15 protein-coding genes and 1 tRNA gene are annotated in these 17,581 nt (G+C 62.9%); 9 read left to right on the top strand and 7 right to left on the bottom strand.

Annotation, left to right across the window (positions count from 1 at the left end; genetic code table 11):
* Positions 1-94 precede the first annotated feature (94 nt).
* Positions 95-799 (top strand): glutathione S-transferase N-terminal domain-containing protein, encoded by a 705-nt coding sequence (locus NP503_RS10460; RefSeq protein ID WP_127267259.1) that lies wholly within the window; start codon positions 95-97, stop codon positions 797-799.
* 18 nt (positions 800-817) lie between these two features.
* Here the strand turns inward: NP503_RS10460 and NP503_RS10455 are convergent, their stop codons facing one another.
* From NP503_RS10455 to NP503_RS10440, 4 genes are all read right to left on the bottom strand, one after another.
* Positions 818-1,165, bottom strand: a complete 348-nt coding sequence (locus NP503_RS10455) for a hypothetical protein (protein WP_127267260.1) — start codon at positions 1,163-1,165, stop codon at positions 818-820.
* An 85-nt stretch (positions 1,166-1,250) separates the two neighbouring features.
* Positions 1,251-1,871, bottom strand: coding sequence for a nucleoside triphosphate hydrolase (locus tag NP503_RS10450; RefSeq protein WP_127267261.1), 621 nt, complete (start codon positions 1,869-1,871; stop codon positions 1,251-1,253).
* 353 nt (positions 1,872-2,224) lie between these two features.
* Positions 2,225-3,325, bottom strand: a complete 1,101-nt coding sequence (locus NP503_RS10445) for a hypothetical protein (RefSeq protein ID WP_127267262.1) — start codon at positions 3,323-3,325, stop codon at positions 2,225-2,227.
* Between the two features lie 306 nt (positions 3,326-3,631).
* Positions 3,632-5,374, bottom strand: a complete 1,743-nt coding sequence (locus NP503_RS10440; RefSeq protein ID WP_236383084.1) for a methyl-accepting chemotaxis protein — start codon at positions 5,372-5,374, stop codon at positions 3,632-3,634.
* A gap of 419 nt (positions 5,375-5,793) precedes the next feature.
* Between NP503_RS10440 and NP503_RS10435 the strand changes: the two genes are divergently transcribed.
* The 5 genes from NP503_RS10435 to NP503_RS10415 all read left to right on the top strand — a co-directional run bounded on the left by NP503_RS10435 (position 5,794) and on the right by NP503_RS10415 (position 9,877).
* Positions 5,794-6,675: a D-alanyl-D-alanine carboxypeptidase family protein gene (locus tag NP503_RS10435; protein ID WP_236383085.1), complete on the top strand. Its 882-nt coding sequence runs from the start codon at positions 5,794-5,796 to the stop codon at positions 6,673-6,675.
* A gap of 384 nt (positions 6,676-7,059) precedes the next feature.
* Positions 7,060-7,986: a DUF1003 domain-containing protein gene (locus tag NP503_RS10430; RefSeq protein ID WP_127267264.1), complete on the top strand. Its 927-nt coding sequence runs from the start codon at positions 7,060-7,062 to the stop codon at positions 7,984-7,986.
* A 131-nt stretch (positions 7,987-8,117) separates the two neighbouring features.
* Positions 8,118-8,194: transfer RNA gene (locus tag NP503_RS10425), tRNA-Arg, on the top strand.
* A gap of 253 nt (positions 8,195-8,447) precedes the next feature.
* On the top strand, positions 8,448-8,771 hold the full coding sequence (locus tag NP503_RS10420; RefSeq protein ID WP_127267265.1) for a hypothetical protein: 324 nt from the start codon (positions 8,448-8,450) through the stop codon (positions 8,769-8,771).
* Between the two features lie 47 nt (positions 8,772-8,818).
* Positions 8,819-9,877, top strand: a complete 1,059-nt coding sequence (locus NP503_RS10415) for an ImmA/IrrE family metallo-endopeptidase (protein WP_164749084.1) — start codon at positions 8,819-8,821, stop codon at positions 9,875-9,877.
* Here the strand turns inward: NP503_RS10415 and NP503_RS10410 are convergent.
* The 3 genes from NP503_RS10410 to NP503_RS10400 form a co-directional block, all read right to left on the bottom strand.
* Entirely contained in the window at positions 9,874-10,812 is a 939-nt protein-coding gene (locus tag NP503_RS10410) for a hypothetical protein (protein ID WP_127267267.1), read from the bottom strand. The genes NP503_RS10415 and NP503_RS10410 overlap by 4 nt on opposite strands.
* Positions 10,793-11,872, bottom strand: a complete 1,080-nt coding sequence (locus NP503_RS10405) for a thymidylate synthase (protein ID WP_127267268.1) — start codon at positions 11,870-11,872, stop codon at positions 10,793-10,795. The genes NP503_RS10410 and NP503_RS10405 overlap by 20 nt, the downstream gene beginning before the upstream one ends.
* Before the next feature lie 181 nt (positions 11,873-12,053).
* Positions 12,054-13,172 (bottom strand): LacI family DNA-binding transcriptional regulator, encoded by a 1,119-nt coding sequence (locus NP503_RS10400; RefSeq protein ID WP_206518854.1) that lies wholly within the window; start codon positions 13,170-13,172, stop codon positions 12,054-12,056.
* A 575-nt stretch (positions 13,173-13,747) separates the two neighbouring features.
* Here NP503_RS10400 and NP503_RS10395 point away from each other — a divergent pair.
* The 3 genes from NP503_RS10395 to NP503_RS10385 all read left to right on the top strand — a co-directional run bounded on the left by NP503_RS10395 (position 13,748) and on the right by NP503_RS10385 (position 17,559).
* Complete coding sequence (locus NP503_RS10395) at positions 13,748-14,710, top strand: sugar-binding protein (RefSeq protein WP_127269276.1); 963 nt, start codon at positions 13,748-13,750, stop codon at positions 14,708-14,710.
* A gap of 255 nt (positions 14,711-14,965) precedes the next feature.
* Positions 14,966-16,510: a sugar ABC transporter ATP-binding protein gene (locus NP503_RS10390; RefSeq protein ID WP_127269277.1), complete on the top strand. Its 1,545-nt coding sequence runs from the start codon at positions 14,966-14,968 to the stop codon at positions 16,508-16,510.
* A gap of 53 nt (positions 16,511-16,563) precedes the next feature.
* A complete protein-coding gene (locus NP503_RS10385; RefSeq protein ID WP_027040007.1) occupies positions 16,564-17,559 on the top strand; it encodes an ABC transporter permease in 996 nt (331 codons plus the stop codon).
* Positions 17,560-17,581 lie beyond the last annotated feature (22 nt).

Raw genomic sequence — 17,581 nt, 5'->3', positions numbered from 1 at the left:
CACCGCCATATTGATCGTGCCGTGCGCCGCGTCTAATCCTTGGCCGACCCGCCAAGACCGCGCCGCTCGGCGCGAACCCCATTCAGGAGTTTCCATGGCAGACCTGTCCGCCTTTCCGATCGCAACGCGTTGGCCGGCCAAGCATCCGGACCAGCTCCAGCTCTATTCGGCGACAACGCCGAACGGCGTGAAGATATCGATCGCCCTGGAGGAGCTCGGCCTGCCCTATGAGCCGCATCTGGTCAACATCGGCAAGAACGAAAGCTGGACACCGGAATTCCTGTCGCTCAATCCCAACGGCAAGATACCGGCGATCATCGATCCGAACGGTCCGGACGGCAAGCCGATCGGCCTGTTCGAATCCGGCGCCATCCTGCTCTACCTCGCTGAAAAAACCGGCCTGCTCATGCCCATCGATGCCGCGCGCCGCTACGAGACCATCCAGTGGGTGTTCTTCCAGATGGCTTCGGTGGGGCCGATGTTCGGCCAGGTCGGCTTCTTCCACAAATTCGCCGGCCGCGAGATCGCCGACAAACGCCCTCTGGAGCGCTATCGCGACGAGTCAAAGCGACTGCTCGGTGTGCTCGACGGCAGGCTGAAGGGGCGCAAGTGGATCATGGGCAATGACTACACCATCGCCGACATCTCGCTGCTCGGCTGGGTGCGCAACCTGATCGGCTTGTACGAAGCCCGCGAACTCGTCGGCTTCGACGATTTCGCCAATGTCTCGACATGGCTGGAGCGCGGCCTGGCGCGGCCGGCGGTGCAGAAAGGCCTGACCATCCCGGCCAAGGGATAGCCAGCCTTCGAAGCGCGGCTATTTGGCCTTCGCTTTGGCCTTCGAACCGCCTTTGCCCATGACGGAAGCGGCGAGCGACGCAGCACCTCGGGCGGCGACCATGACCGCGCCGGCAGCGACGTTGGCCGTCGCCTTGGCCGTGCGCATCGCACTGCCGCTCAGGGAGTCGCTGGAACTCGCGGGCTTCTTCGGCTTTGCGGCTTTCGGCGCGGCTTTCGCTGCGGTCGGCACCACTTTCTTCGGCGCTGCCTTGCCGAAGGCCGGCTTGGCGTCCTTCGAACGGGCTGTCATCGCCGGGCCGGCGCCGGCCTTGGATTGGGTCGCCTTGCCCTTGGCGGGCGCGGGCTTTCTTGCCTTGGTTGCCATTGGACCGAATCCCTCTTTTGGCACAATTGCCGTGTCGGGATAACGCCCTGAAAGTCTTAAGGTTCCCCTTGCGCAATCCGTCGAATCAAGCGGAAAGGCCGATCACCAGATCGGCAGCCCGGCGCCGCGCGAGCACGCGTTCGATGTTGGGCAGGTCGTTGGACGCGATCCAGGCGCGCGCATCTTCATCGGAGCGGCCATGTCCGTGCCAGCGCTCCATCAGGCGGCGCTCGAGCTCGTTGCGCGGCACGTCGACGAAGATCGAGAAATCGAACAGCGGCGCCAGCCGCGACCACGGCTCTTCGTCGAGCAGCAGATAGTTGCCCTCGACCAGGATGAACTTGGTTTGCGTGGCGACGATCGAAGCAGCGGCGCGTGACAGTTCCATGCTGCGGTCGAAGACCGGGATGGCGATGTCGGGTTCGCCGGCACGGATACGCTTCAGCAGGGCCTCAAACCCGGCAAAGTCGAAGGTTTCCGGCGCGCCCTTGCGCGCGCGCAGGCCGCGCCGCTCGAGCACTGCGTCGTCATAGTGGAAGCCGTCCATCGGCACGACCTCAGCCGCCCCTTCGGGCAGCAGTTCATGCAGCCTTGCCGACAGCGTCGACTTGCCGGAGCCTGGTGGACCGGCAATGGCGACGATGAAGCGCTTTGCCTTGCCGGCGCGTTTGAAGATGGTGGCGGCGAGATGGGCGATTTCGGACATGAGAGCCTCGCTTGCCTGGATGATCGGCACGATAATTTCCGCTGTATCTTGTCGGCAGTTGGCGGAAATTTCAAATCGGGATTTGAGCTATTGGAGGCGGTCTTTTGCCAAAGTTGGCGCCGCCCCTCATCGCCCTGCCGGGCACTTCTCCCCGTATAGTGACGGGGAGAAGGGGCCAGCCGCAATCTCGGCGCCTACTCTGTAACGCTGGTAGTTGGCGAAATCGGTGATGAGAGCACCCCTCTCCCCGTCACTATACGGGGAGAGGATGCCGGCAGGCAGGTGAGGGGCGGCGCCAACTTTGGCAATTGATGGGAACCCCTGAACGAACAGAAGTAAACTGTGCTGTTCGTTCAGGCAGCCACAGGCTGCCCAATACGCAGGAAATCGCTGTCGAAGGGAACCTCCCGCGCCGCGCCACCGGCCGTCAGCCGCATGCGGCCATCCGCCGTCGTGAGCTCCTGCGGTGGCTCGCCGCCAGATAGCGGCATGGCGCCGATGACATGGCGAAAGGAAACGCTTTGGCTTTCGTCCAGCGCAAAGGCGGTCGCTACCCCTTCGCGCCTCAGCCAGTTGTCGCCGATCGAGGCGGCATGGCCGACGGCGGCGCGGCCATCCTCGATGCCGAGCACGCCAAGGTGGCGGCCGCTCCAGGGCGCGTAGTCGCGCCCGCCATTGCTGAGCCACAGCATGGTGATCGGTAGCTCGGCAGGGTTCTTCAGCACCAGCACCAGATCGTCCTCGGCCTGGCGCGCCAGCGCGGTCCAGCCCGGTCCGCCATGATCTGTCTCGACCAGCGTGAGGAAATCCTCGCGCAGGTCGCCCATGCGGTATTCCGTCAGGTCGAGCGTACCGCCGCCTGCGGCGGGAAAACGGCCGAGATCGGCGGATCGTGCCGGATAGGCCAGCAGGAAGCGGCCGCGTGCGGGATCCGGCTCCAGCGGGTCGTCCAGCGTCGCGGCAAACCGCTTCGGCGAAAAGGCCAGCCTGCCGCCGCCCGTCATTGTCGTCATCGGGTGATGCGCGACCGAAATCGCACCATGGCCGCCGGAAAACACATGTTCCTGGTAGAGGAAGGGATGGCCGTCGCGCAGCGTCAGGATCTTGTCGATCGAAGCGCCCATCACCTTGTGCCGCAGGCGATAGACCGCGCGCCAGCCATCGTCTGTCGCGGCACTTTCGACGACATCCCAGGCGCTGTTGGCCGGCCAGCCATGCAGCGGCGCTTCCTCGACATCGCTGCGCGAAAACGGCGCGCAGAGGAAATCGCCGGACAGCCGAACGGTGCCTTCCGGCAAATTGTCCGGCAGTGTCTCGTTCGCATCGACCCAGGGTGCGCGGTGCAGCGGCTTCAGCTGCCGCCCGCCACCCTCGACGACCATGTCGGCGATGTGGCCGACCGTGAGGTCGAGCGAAACCGAAATGCCCCGGGCCTTGATGGTGTGGATGGTCATTGCGCTCTCACCGATTCTGCAGGCGCAAACTGGCCTGTTCGGCGGCACCTGCGCAAGCACTGCGACAGGCATTTTGCATCAGCGCCCTTTCACCCTCCCCCTTGTGGGGAGGGTCGGCGAGCGGCCGGAGCGAAGCGGAGATCGTTCGACGGGGTGGGGGTCTGGCGCCGGCGTCACCCCCACCCCGATCCGCTGGGCGGATCGACCCTCCCCACAAGGGGGAGGGTGGGCGCCTCTACTGCCGCTTGTATTCCCGCACCGGCGACTTGGTGTCGTCGGTGTAGGTGACCTGCACCGACATCGATTTCACGCTGTCGGCGACCTTGAATAGGGCTGGTAGTCGTAGGGGATGGCGTAAGGGTCCTTCTTGTCGCAGGGCGGCATCTTGATCTCCTTGTCGAGCGCCGCGCCGTTCAGGCTGTAATGCACCTGCTTGATGGCGCAGCGGTAGGACAGCATCTGGGTGAAGTAGACCAGCCCATGATTGCCGCTGGCATCGAAAGCGATCCACGAGGTCCAGAACTGGTCGAGGATCTGCTTGTTGCCTTGCTGGAGCGCGGTCTCCGGGTCGAAGCGGATGTCGAACGGGCCGGTCTCGCGGCCCCTGATGTCGAGATATTTGATGGCGATGATCCCCGCCACGGTGCTGTCGGGCATCTCGAAGCTCGGATTGGCCATCGGCTTGCCGGTCGTCTGGTCGTTCATGGCCAGGAAACCGGTGTCGGTGAACGGGCCGCTGTCGCCCATGCGCCAGGAGATGGCGGTCGCCGGCTCCGGCAGCGAGATGGTCATCGACCAGCCCTGGTTGGAGCGCATCGGCGTCAGCGAAGGCACGAAGCGGGCGGGATCGAGCACGTCGCCGAGTGCCGCCAGCCGGTTGCGGCTGCGGTCCAGCCAGTCGGCCAACTGCGTCTGGTCGACGACATATTTGAGCAGCCCGCCATCCTTTTCGTAGGACACGAACCTGGTCAGCGCCTTGGCCTCGTTGCGCTTGTCGGCCAGCGTCTGGGCGCCGAGCCGGTCTTCGGAAAACTCCTGCGCCAGCAGGAAATAGGCCGGCGCGAAATCTGGATTGGCTGATATGAAGGCGTTGAGCTTGTCGAGCCGCTGGGCGTCGTCGAACTGCTGGATATGCACAAGCTTGATCGACAGCGCCTTGCCCTTGTCGGCAAGCGCGCCGAACACTTCGCGCGCGCCGGCCTTACCGTCCTGCACCCGAAGCAGCGTGGCAAAGCGCGTGTAGGGGTCGATGGCGTCGACATCGAAACCGGCGAAGGCGAGGTAGGAGCGCCGCGCGTTGAGCATGTCGCCGGACAGCTCGTAGACGCGGGCATTGTGGTAGAATTCGTCCGGCCGCTTCGGCTCGGCAATCGCCCCGCCTTGCGCGGCCAAGGCGGCAAAGCCCTTGGCGATGGTGTCGATCGAGGCGGCGATCTGCTGCGTCGTTTCTTGCAGCTTCTCGGTCTGGGCCTGCTGCTGCGCCTGGCCGGCGGCCAGCGTCTCGGTCTGCTTCTTCACCTCGTCGGTGGTCTTCTGCACCTCCGCCGTCTGCTGCGTCTGCTGCTGCTGGGCGTTAGCGATCTCGTCGGCCTTCTTCGCCACCGTGTCGGTCGTCTGCTTGACCGCCTCGACCGTATTTTGCATCTGCGTGACGGTCTGCTCGATCCTGGCCACTTTTTCGGACACGATGCCCATCGACTGCTGCAGCCCGGCAATGGCCGGCACCAGGCTGGCGATCACCCCGTTCTGGGCGTTGGTCTGCTGCTGCAGGCCGTAGACGCCACTGGCGACGGCCGCCGCCGTGGTGGCGAAGATCAAGGCCGGCAGCGCTCTGGCCGCCAGCACCAGCCTGAGCACGATGGCAATGGCGATGATGATTGCGGCCACCGCGGCGGTCAGCGCGATATAGGCGGCGAACGGCGCCAGCGGATTGAGGATGTCTGATACGGCACCCCCGATAAAGGCGACACTGCCGGCCCATTTGCCGGTGCGGCTGAGCGATGCCCTGATAAGCGAGGGCGCTGCGCCCCCGGCCCCGATATTCGTCATGCCAAGCCCCCAAGCCCTGAGATACCACGCCCCTTCCCACGGGAAACGCGGCCCTGGCAAGGAAAGACACGGGAAAACCGGCGTTTTCGGGGCAGATGCTCGGCGGGGCCGATAGCCGACGCCGGCGCTGCCCCTCATCCGCCTGCCGGCACCCCGTGAACGGGGAGAAGGGAGATGCCGCGGCGTTGGCGTTCACTCTGCGACGCCGGCGGTTGGCGAACCCGTCGAGGAGAGCGTCCTTCTCCCCGTTCACGGGGAGAAGATGGCGGCAGCCAGATGAGGGGCGGCGCCAAGCTCTGAAAATATGCGCAAACCTGGGCAAATGCCTTGCTGCCGCCATTAACCAAATGGACGCATCACATGCGTTACGTTAGCTTCGCCGCATCTCAGCAACAGCCGACCCCAGAACAGACTTGCCCTTGTACAACCCCCTTCCGCTCATCCAGAGATTTTTTGCGGCACTCGCCCTGCTGGTGCTGCTTGCCGGCTGCGCCACGACGCCGCCCGACAGCGTGCTGGCCGTGCCGGCGCCGGCGCAGAAATATGCGGCCATCGTCGTCGACGCCAGGACCGGCAAGCAGCTGTTCGAGGTCAGCTCGACGGCGCAGCGCTACCCGGCCTCGCTGACCAAGATGATGACGCTCTATCTGCTGTTCGAGGCGCTGGACTCCGGCCGCGTCAGCAAGCAGACGCAGATCCCGGTTTCGGACCATGCCGCCTCGCAGCCGCCGACCAAGCTGCGCTTCCGGCGCGGCGAGAGCATCGACGTCGATTCCGCGATCCGCGCCATCGTCGTCAAATCCGCCAACGACGTGGCCGTGGCGGTCGGCGAATATCTCGGCGGCAGTGAAGCTCAGTTCGCCGCCATGATGACATCCAGGGCGCGCCAGCTCGGCATGACCAGCACCATTTTCCGCAACGCGTCCGGTCTGCCCGACGGTGGCCAGATGACGACGGCGCGCGACATGGCGGTGCTCGGCATGGCGCTGCATCGGCGCTTTCCCCAGCAGTTCCACTATTTCTCCGAAAGCGATTTCATGTTCCGCGGCCGGCTGGTGCGCGGCCACAACGACATGCTCGGCCGCGTGCGCGGCGTCGACGGCATCAAGACCGGCTACATCAGGGCGTCGGGCTTCAACATCGTCACCTCCTACAACGCCGACGGCCGCAATCTGATCGTCGTGGTGATGGGCGCCGACTCAGCCCGCCAGCGCAACGACCACGTCGAAGCGCTGATCCAACGGAGCCTGTCGCCGACGACGGACGGCGCCAAGACCAGGCTGATGTTCGCCGAGCAATAGTGGCCGCGGCGCGGTTCGCGTCTGGGTGCTCGGCTGCCGCCCACCACTTCGTCATCCACGGGCGAAGCAAGGAGCATAGCGACGCGGCGCAGACCCGAGGATCCATGCCGGGACTCCAAACGCGTCACCAGGGTGCAGAACCTTGCGCACGCTGGCAGGACAGAGGGGGGTGATTGGCGCCAACATCGGGCAAGTTCTGCACCGCAAGCGACACTCGCAGGTCGCGGCATGGATCCTCGCGTCTGCGCGTCCGCTTCGCTCCCGCTCCGCCCGTGGATGACGAAGTCGGGAAGCGATCAAAAACACTTGTAGTCCCACGAAATCCGTCGCGATGCTGGCGATGTTGCGGCATACGTCGCCCAGCACCATCAGGAGCCCGCACCCATGAGCACCGTCCCCAAAACGCCCGAGCAACCGGAAGACAACCAGCACGACAGCGGCGGCGAATATTTCGAGGCGCCGACCCTCAGTGAGCTGGAGGCCGATCCGGTATCGGACGAGCACTTCGAGACGCCCGAAGTGCCGGACTCCGAACCTGCGGGTCCCGGCGCCCACCGTGGCAAGCCGAAGAAAAAACCGTCGGCGATCTCGGGCCGCAAATTCCGCAAGCGCGACCTGGTGCGCATCGACACGCTGCGCCCGAGCCTCGCCGACCGCATCCGGTCGGACCATCCCGACCTGCCGGCCGGCGCCCGCATCAGCCGCGCCGAGCTCGGCCGCTACCGCATGCGCTACATGGAGGAGCTGCTGCAGCAGGAGCACGGCGAATTCTCCGAGCTCGACCGCCAGGTGGTCGAATCGATCGCCAGGCAGGACACGATTTCCGAAAACTCGGAAGAAGAATTCGAGGAGCACCGCACCTTTGCCGACCGCGTCTCCGACAACATGGCGGCCTTCGGCGGCAGCTGGTGGTTCCTGATCTCGTTCGGCAGCGTGCTTCTGGTGTGGATCGGCATCAACCTGCTCGAAGGCATGAGCGCCGCCTTCGATCCCTATCCCTTCATCCTGCTCAACCTGCTGCTCTCCTGCATCGCCGCCATCCAGGCGCCGATCATCATGATGAGCCAGCGGCGGCAGGAGTCCAAGGACCGCCTGCGCTCCTTCAACGACTACCGCGTCAACCTCAAGGCCGAGCTCGAAGTGCGCCATCTGCACGAAAAACTCGACTACCTCATCTCGCGCCAATGGACGCGGCTCGCCGAAATGCAGCAGATGCAGCTGGATGCGATGCACGAACTGGCGGGTGCGAAGAAGCCGAAGCGGGCGGTGCGCGGGCGGCGGACGGTGAAGGCGGGGGCGGCAACCTCATAGGCCGCAGCCTGCACGCACCGGGCCATGTCGCTGCGCCAATCTCCAATTGCCCGTTGAAGCCCGCGCCTGCTTCCGCTAAGAAGCCGTGACTTGCCGGTTCACCGGCTGGTTCGTTTTCCGGATTCCGGAAAGCACCCGTAGCTCAGCTGGATAGAGCGCTGCCCTCCGAAGGCAGAGGTCACAGGTTCGAATCCTGTCGGGTGCGCCAGAATGCAAAGGGGTCCGTTCTGGACACTGCGTTTGGCGGTGGCTGCTTTGCGCCGCATATCAGCAAGGATAAGCACAATCGCTCAGCTACATGACGACACCGGCATTGATTATGGTGTCGTAGCCGGATAGCGCTGACATTAGTTGTCTAGACGAACGATTCGACTTGTCTTTTTCCTCGGGCTGTCTCTCACTACTCGCAGCGCGAAGTAGTCACAGGCGTGGTCTCGGGTCTGCTCGCGGGACGATTTGCCTTGGAACTTCACTATCTCACACCGAAAATCCGAAGGGCAACTATCGACGGAAAGGCGGCAACGAAAATGCTCGGTGAGGACCTGGCACGGTCATACCACAGTCTTATCGCAGACATGCGGGGCGCCATTTATCTCCACGAAGTGCCGGATGAACCAAAGGTTAACTGGGCTGAAGGCAAGATCGGGTTAAGCTATCCATTGGGAGATTCCGCTGTAGTGGAGGTGGAGCCCATCGGAGCCGGTGTGATCGACACGACCAACTGGGGCGATGTTCACCGCGTTAAGCTCTTGCGGATTCTCAACAACGGAAAGCTGCTAGCATGATTGACCCTAACTGGTCTTCACCGCCGGGCGACACGATAGTGCGGCTCATGGACACCAAGGAAATCGACGGCGCAGAACTCGCTGACGCATTGGGAATATCCACAGACGATTTCGACGCTTTGATTAGGGGCCACCGTCGGTTGACAGAAAGTGACGCCGGTGTTCTGGCCGACAATCTAGGGTCTACGACGCGGTTCTGGCTGGCCCGCGATAAATCCTACGTTTTGGATATGGCCCGTTTGGACGAGAGTTCACAAGACTCAGAGGCGTCATGGGTCGCATCGATGCCGGCAGCATCGATGCGCAAATTCGGTTGGGTCCCCAAAGGCAGCAAGTCTAAGAACAAACTCAAGGACGAGATTCTCGCATTTTTTGGCTGCTTGACTCTGCAGGAATGGGGACAGCGCTACTCATCGGGCGTGGGCGCTGTCGCTTTCCGAACCTCACTATCCCTCGCGTCCGACGGCATGGCCACACTGGTCTGGCTGCGCGCCGGCGAATTGGCCATCGCCGACCGTGACCTGCCCGAGTTTGACCTCTCGGCATTTAGGAACATGCTTCCAGGACTAAAGAAGCTTTCAGCTTTCAAACGGCCATCCGCGTTTGTTCCGCGCCTCGTAGCCGCTTGCAGATCTGTCGGTGTGGCAGTAGCAACCGCCCGGACTCCGGACGGTTGCCGCGCAAGTGGCGCGTCCTGGTTCGATACCAACGGCAATCCGGTCATCCTGCTTAGCTTCCGCCATATGGCGGAAGACCATTTTTGGTTCACGTTCTTTCATGAGGCTGCGCACATCGTACTGCATGGGCAAGACCATATCGACGGCGAAGGCGCTGTATTCATGGGAACGGACACGGAGACTCAAGAACGAGAGGCCAACGAGTTTGCGCAAGAATTGCTCTTTCCTGCCAATTTTCGGGAAGAACTCGACAACCGTGGCGTGGGGCCGAAGGCTATCATGGCCATCGCCCGAGCGGTGGATGTCACACCAGGTATCATCGTAGGTCAGTTGCAGCGGGCCGACGTGGTGGATCACAGCAAGCTGAACTTCCTCAAGCGCCGCTACCGTTGGGGTGAAGACCCAAACATACCTGACCTGATCGACTAACCTCTGAAATAAGTGTAGATCGTCGGGCTCTTCTGCCAATTGCAGAGACTGTCTTCAAGCACTTGCTTACCCACGTTGAGGTAGTCGTCGAGCGTATCAACCGCCCTCTCGATCTCCTTGGGCTTACCTTCTGCATTGGTCGCTCCCAAGACTAGCAGCTTAGCCCCGAACAACGGGCCGGTGGCGCCCGTTAGGTACACACTGTCGGCGTCAATCGGCGCTAGGTCTAGCTTGCCCAACATGGTCAGGAAGTCGAACTTGCCCAAGCGACCAAAACCGTAGACATCCTTCATCGATCGGTAGAGCTTCTTGAAAACTGCCGTAGGCTCCTGGCCAACCTCTTTATGTATCAGCCGCACCTTGGAATTCATACCACCCGAGGCCGTCAACCATTCGTGGAAAGTACTGAACACCTTGCCAATATTGCCAATCTTCTTGCTTTGGTACTGACGGTGGTTCGAAAATCGTCCGGATATAGATTTGGACTTCAGGTCATCCTCATGCGTGGTTAACATCGCCTCAAAATCGGCCCTGTTGACGCCATAGCGCTCCAAAGTCCACACCGGCCCCTCTCCGAACGAGCCCATGACGTTCGCGGCCAGCTTCCAGGCATCTTCGGCGTGTTTGCCAAAATGAGTGCCCAGAAAAGCTATCCATACCGCTTCGTCGCGGCGGCCCTTGGTATCAAGATAAAACGCACCTTTCAGAGGATCGAAAAGAGGGGAGTACGGATTGATACGATCAGCCGAGATGGCTGGGCGATGGCGGAAATTCCGCACATACTCGATCCGTCGGATGCTCGACACCATCTGCTCAACCAGTGTCTGTCTGGCCGCGGGATCCGCGATACCGGGAAGTGGACCGAATTCGTCTTCGTATGCCGCAAGGCCTTTCAGCAATTGGAATTGGCGGTCCCTATGGATTCCGTTGGGCATCTACTTCTTCCGGTTCGAACAGTTCTCGGATGACCGGATCCGCCACTTTCTTCTTAGCGATCCGATCGAGCACATAGAGTTTGAACCCGTCATGGTTCAGCCGGTTGAGCAACTCGGCGGCACGCTTCGTATCCCGTAATGTGCCAAGAGCAAAGACGCGCAGCAGTATAATCAGGTCCCGCCAATAGGGGTCGAGATCCGCCACGGGTTCGAAATTCGGGTTGCCGGCACGGATTTCACGTTCCGCTTCCAGCACTTGCCATACGGCCGGCCACGGATCGCCCAACGGCATCGGCGGCATGGGGACGATGTCGTGCAGCCCCTCGTCCACGTACTTCTGGGCGTTTGTACGCGGCTTTTGCCTTTCCGTGTCGTCGTAGAGATGTAGGCTGGCCACCGAGTGATGATAGGTTCCTGGTTCGACCCCTAACTCACGCGCGGCGATCTCCTGCAGCATGGTAAACGAGAAGACGTCATGCGGCAGCCCGAGGAAAACGTCGTTGGACCGCATGTGCACGTGTAGGTGAAGCCGTTTCTTCCTGATGACGAAATGCAGCGTGCAGGTGCAAGGAATGTCCTTGCTTTTTTTGCCGTCTGCACCGTTTCGAGCACCGTCGGCGTTCGCGTAGATTTGGATGATCGCGTTACGCGAACCGGGCTCGGCGCGCAGAGTGTCGATCACGCGCTGCCATTCGTCCTTGGGCTCGGCGTCGCCGTGCAGGCGAGCGCGCCCGAAGATACGGCGGCCATAAGCGCCGTTGAGCGTCTCGCCGTCGTCGGAAAACTCGTCATATCCTTCGATGTAGTAATTGATTTGGTCTAATGCGTCGCTGCCTGACAGGTACCAGAGCAGTTCGCCAAGCGGACTGAAAACTCTAGCGCGCGCCTCGGATCTTCCCAGTCGCGCACGCGGATTAGTAAGTTCGAGAAGCGCACCGAACAACTCGGTGCTTGTACCTTTGCGTGATCTCACGCGGTTGTTCCGCTTGTTACCGGACAACAGCCGCGTGAAAACCTTTCGCATTAAATCGTCGAGATTGTCGGCAGAGTGATGAAACACGCACGGTCCTTGCTGCCGAGTCTGCTGTTGAACCTGACTATCAAGCAAGATCGATTCGCGATTATATCTCAGCAGGAAGAGTATCCGGCTGCAATTGAATATTCCACCACCGCCTTTTATTCGGCTGCAGAATTCGCAACGTCCAGTTCGGCGCTCCCTTTGCTGCCCAGCCGCGCCGCCGTCAGCCCGCCACCCCCCTCACACTCTCCCGCTCCACCAGCGGGCACTCCAGCTTCGTAATCGGATACCGCCCCCGTCCAGGCGCCGCCGGCGCTTCCAGCTGTTCGATCGCCCATTGGCCCATCGCCATATGCGGCAGGATCGAGGTCGTCAGCGGCGGGAAGAGGTGGCGGGCGATTTCCTCGTCGTCGTAGCCGACCACGGAGATGTCCTGCGGAATGTGCAGGCCGGCTTCCTTCAGCGCTTCGTAGCAGCCGATCGCGGTGCGGTCGTTCTGGCAGAAGATGGCGGTGGGCTTATCCCTGAGCGCCAGCAGCTTGACGGTGGCGGCGTAGCCGGCGCTGGCCGACCAGTCGCCTTCGACCACCAGCTCGGGGTCGAACGGGATGTCGGCGGTGGCGAGCGCGCGGCGGTAGCCTTTCAGGCGGTCCTGGGCGGCCTGCATCCAGGGCTCGCCGGTGATGGTGGCGATGCGGCGGTGGCCGTGGCTGATCAGATGGCGGGTCGAGCTCTGGCCGCCGGCGATCTCGCTCGGCACCACAGCAGGGAAGGCATAGTCCGCCGTATAGCAGTTGAGCAGGATCACCGGGATGTCGAGACCGTAGAGGTAGTCGGGCGCTGTGATCTCGCGGGTGAAGATGGTCATGTAGATCAGCGCCGAAATGCCCCGCTTGGTCAGCGCTGAAATGGCGCGCGGCTCCATGACGGAATCGCCCAGCGTCTGCGCCACCAGAAGCACGTTGCCGGCATTCCACGAGGCCTGGCGCGCGCCCTCGATGGCGACCACGGCTTCCGGGCTGGTGGCGAGCTGGTCGACGGCGAAGCCGATCACCCCGTCCAGCCCTTCGAAGGCGGGCCCCCCGAAGGCAGGCAACGTCGGGTGGAGGGCTGAGAAGGCGGGCGCGGCGTAGCCGAGCGTGCGCGCGGTTTCGATCACCCGTTCGCGGGTCTGCTGCGACAGCTTGATCCCTGGCGAATTGTTGAGCACGAAGGAAACGGTCGCCTGCGAGCAGCCGGCCGCCCTGGCGATATCGATCATGGTGACGCGGCCCTTGGCGCCCTTGGCCGGCGCTTTGCGCCGCCTCGCCGTGTCGCTGGCCCGATCCGTCGTCTCGCTCATGGCAAATCCCAGTCTGGCAGGCCGGTCAGGCCGGCAAGATGGCGTGACGCCGTCGATTTATAGCGGTAACCCCAAGGTCGTTTATAACTATTAGTATACCAGAGGTCCATCCGCCATGAATCCCCATACAAGCCAAAACCTAAAGGGCGGAAGGCTTGGGTGGCGGGCCGGCGGTGACCACGGCTCGGCGGCGGGCGCACCGCGAAACCCCGGCATTGGCGTGGAACTAATACTGTTTACTAATACAAAAATGCCCTGTACCGTCAATCCGTCGCGTCCGGTCGGTGACGTTCGGGGCGGCGGGAGAGTACGAAAAATGGCCCGGTGGCGAGCGGACCTACCTCCGCAACCCTTGTCTCGGATATGTGATATGTCAGACAAATCGGACTATTTACGAACGAAGGATGAGTCTCTAAGGTCCATGATCGTGGCTGGAACGACGCCATTCTTTCGGTGCCGGGAACCCCTTTGAGGAGGAGGGCGTCCACGCTGCAAACGGCAAATCAGGTCAGTGCCAAAATCAGGTTAATGCAAGATCGGCCGGTCCAACGACTGAGCCAAACGGGAGGTTGAACATGAAATCCTTGATACGAACTGCATCCGTAGCCGCGACCGCGCTGCTGCTTGGCCTGTCGGCCACGGCCATCGCGCGCGCCCAAGACAAGCCGACGCTGGCCTTCGTCGTCAACGGCGCTTCCGATTTCTGGAAGGCCGCCGAAGCCGGCGTCAAGAAGGCGCAGGGCGAACTGCCTGACTACAATCTTGAGCTCAAATATCCCGAGCAGTCCTCGGTCGCCATCCAGCAGCGGCTGATGGACGATCTGGTGACCGCCGGCGTCAAGGGCATCATGGTCTCGGCCGTCGATCCCAAGACCTCGACCGATGGGTTGAACAAGATCGCCTCGGAAACGGCGCTGTTCACCACCGACTCTGACGCACCGCAGACCAAGCGCGTCGCCTATATCGGCTCGTCCAATGTCGATGCCGGCAAGCAGGCGGCCGAAATCGCCAAGAAGGCGATGCCCAATGGCGGCAAGTGCCTCGGCTTCGTCGGCCTGCTCGGCGCCGACAACGCCAAGGAGCGCATCCAGGGCATGAAGGACGGCCTGGCCGGCACCAAGATCGAGCTGATCGACGTGCGCGGCGACGACATCGACCAGGCGCGCGCCAAGAAGAATGTCGAGGACGCGCTGGTCGCCAGCCCCGACGTCACCTGCATGGTCGGCTTCTATTCCTACAACACGCCGCGCATCTATGAAGCGCTGCGCGACGCCGGCAAGCTCGGCTCGATCACCGTCGTCGGCTTCGATGACGATCCGATCACGCTGGGCGGCGTCAAGGAAGGCACCATTGCCGCCACCGTCGTGCAGCAGCCCTTCGAATGGGCCTATCAGGGCATGAAGCTGATGGCTGCCTATCTCAAGGGCGACAAGTCGGGCATCCCGGAAGGCAACCTCATCATCATCCCGACCAAGATCATCGGCAAGGATGACGTCGACGCCTACGCCGCCAATCTGAAGGCGATGTCTGGAAACTGATCGTCGTTAGCGCTGCCCCTCATCCGCCTGCCGGCACCTTCTCCCCGTATAGTGACGGGGAGAAGGGAAGCGCTCCAACGCTGGCAATCCCCCTCTCCCCGTCTCTATACGGGGGTCCGAAGGACGGGCGAGACAAGTGGCTCGCCCCGGAAGGGGTAGGGTGAGGGGCAGCGCGACGCCTCGCTTTTTATTGACGGGTTCGATCAGGCCCGTCAGTCTGCGAGGAGGCCGTTCCGCCAATCGCTGTCAGGCATGATGAACTATTCCGACACATCCATTGCTGCATCCGTGACCGCCCCGTTCCTCAGCCTCGAGAACGTGCGCAAGACCTATCCGGGCGTCGTCGCGCTGGACGGCTTCTCCATGGAGGTCAGGCCGGGCGAGGTCATCGGCCTCGTCGGCGAAAACGGCGCCGGCAAATCGACCTTGATGAAGATCCTCGGCGGCGTCACCACGCCCGACAGCGGCACGATCACGGTCGACGGCACCGCGCATGACAGGCTCTCCGTCGAAGCCAGCCTGGGTTCGGGCATCGCCTTCGTCCACCAGGAACTCAACCTGTTCGAAAATCTCGATGTCGCGGCCAACATCTTCTTCGGCCGCGAGCCGTTGCGCGCCGGGCCGCTGAAGCTCGTCGACCGCGCCAGGCTGCGCACCATGGTGGCGCCGCTTTTGAAGCGCGTCGGCGCCAATTTTTCCGCCGACACCCAAGTTGCGACCCTGTCGCTGGCCCAGCAGCAGATGGTCGAGATCGCCAAGGCGCTGTCGATCGAGGCGCGGCTGGTCATCCTCGACGAGCCGACATCGAGCCTGCCGCTCGCCGAAACCGACAAATTGCTCGACGTCATCAAGGCGCTGAAGGCCGACGGCATCAGCGTCATCTTCATTTCGCACCGCCTGCACGAGGTCGAGCGCGTCGCCGACCGCGTCGTCGTGCTGCGCGACGGCATGCTTGCCGGTACGCTGGGCAAGCACGACATCGGCCACGACCAGATGGTCAAGCTGATGATCGGCCGCATGCTGAAGGAGCGCGAAAAAGCCTCCGAAGCTGCGCGTGCGCCCGGCGCCGTAGCGCTTGCGGCCAAGGCCATCCGCACACCGGCCTATCCCGGCCGGCCGGTCGACCTCGACGTCAGGCGCGGCGAAATCCTCGGTCTTGCCGGCCTTGTCGGTTCCGGCCGCACCGAACTGGCGCGGGTGTTCTTCGGCATCGACTCGAAGCTTGGCGGCGCGCTCGAGCTCGACGGCAAGCCGCTCGCGCTGGCGTCCGCGGCCGACGCTGTCGCGCATGGCATCTTCCTGGTGCCGGAAGACCGCAAGCTCACCGGCATCCTGCTCGACCTGTCGATCGCCCAGAATATTTCGCTGCCCAATCTGCCGGCGCATGCGCGCCGCTCGCTGGTGTCCTCAAGCGCCGAGACCGCCACCGCCGAGAAGCAGAAGAAAGATCTCGGCATCAAGGCACCGTCGGTGCAGACGCGCACCGGCACGCTGTCGGGCGGCAACCAGCAGAAGGTCGTGCTCGGCAAATGGCTGGCCATGAACCCGAAAGTGATGATCCTCGACGAGCCGACGCGCGGCATCGACATCGGCGCCAAGGCGGAAATCTATGGCCTGATGCGCGCATTGGCCGATGCCGGCGTCGCCGTGCTGATGATCTCCTCGGACATGGAAGAGGTGATCGGCGTGTCCGACCGCATCGCCGTCATGCATGAGGGCCAGATCTCGGGTATTCTCGACAAGGACCGGTTCAGCCAGGAAAACGTGCTGCTCCTGGCGGTGGGCAAGCAGCCGAAATAGTTCTTGCCACGGGCCGCGCAAACGCGATCCGCTCAGGCATTGGGGAGAAGACGATGAGCAAGAAAGATCTCGGCCTGCTGATCCTGATCTTGGTGGTCGGGGCGATCGTGGCGATCATCAATCCGCGCTTCCTGTTGCCGATCAACCTCGCCAACACCTCGAACCTGATCGGCCTGTTCGGCATCCTGTCGATCGGCCAGGCCTTCGTCATCATCACCGGCGGCATCGAATTGTCGGTCGGCTCGGTGGTAGCGCTGCTTGGCACGCTGTTCATCGACTTCATCGCCGTGCGTGGCATGGAATGGCCGCTGGCCTTCGTGCTCATCCTGGTGCTTGGCGCCATCATTGGCCTGGCGCATGGCTGGCTGATCACAAGGCTCAAGCTGCAGCCCTTCGTCGTCACGCTGTGCGGCCTGTTGATCTACCGCGGCGTTGCCCGCTTCTACACCGCCGACGGCACCGCGGGTTTTGCCTTCGGCCAGAATTTTCCCGACCTCGAATTCCTCACCGCCGGGCGCTCCTATGGCGTTCCCAACAGCTTCATCGCGCTGATCGTCATCTCGATCGTCATGTGGGTGGTGCTGCACCGCTCGGTGTTCGGCCGCTATCTCTACGCCATCGGCAAGAACGAGGAGGCGGCGAAATATTCCGGCATCCGCACCGGCCGCGTCGTCATCGCCGCCTACGTCATTTGCGGCGTGCTGACGGCGCTGTCGGCGATCTATTTCGCCATGTACACGCGCTCGATCTCTCCGGCCAGCCACGGCCAGTTCTACGAACTCTACGCCATCGCCGCCGCCGTGCTCGGCGGCTTCTCGCTGCGCGGCGGTGAAGGCTCGCTGATCGGCGTCATCCTCGGCACGGTGCTGCTGCAGGAACTGCAGAACCTAGTCAACCTGCTCGGCATCCCGTCCTCGCTCAACTTCGCGGTGATGGGCGGCGTCATCCTCATCGGCGTGCTGGTCGACCAGCAATGGGGCGTGTTCCGGGAACGGCGGCTGATGGTCGACGCCACCCGAAAAAGCGCCGCCGGCGCGGCCGCGGAATAGCGCCTCGCGGCGAATGGCGGGC

It is taken from the genome of Mesorhizobium sp. SEMIA396, from assembly GCF_024518615.1.
Taxonomy (GTDB): Bacteria; Pseudomonadota; Alphaproteobacteria; order Rhizobiales; family Rhizobiaceae; genus Mesorhizobium.
The sequence above is the reverse complement of the archived record's forward strand: the minus strand, read 5'-3'. Positions and strand labels throughout refer to the sequence as shown.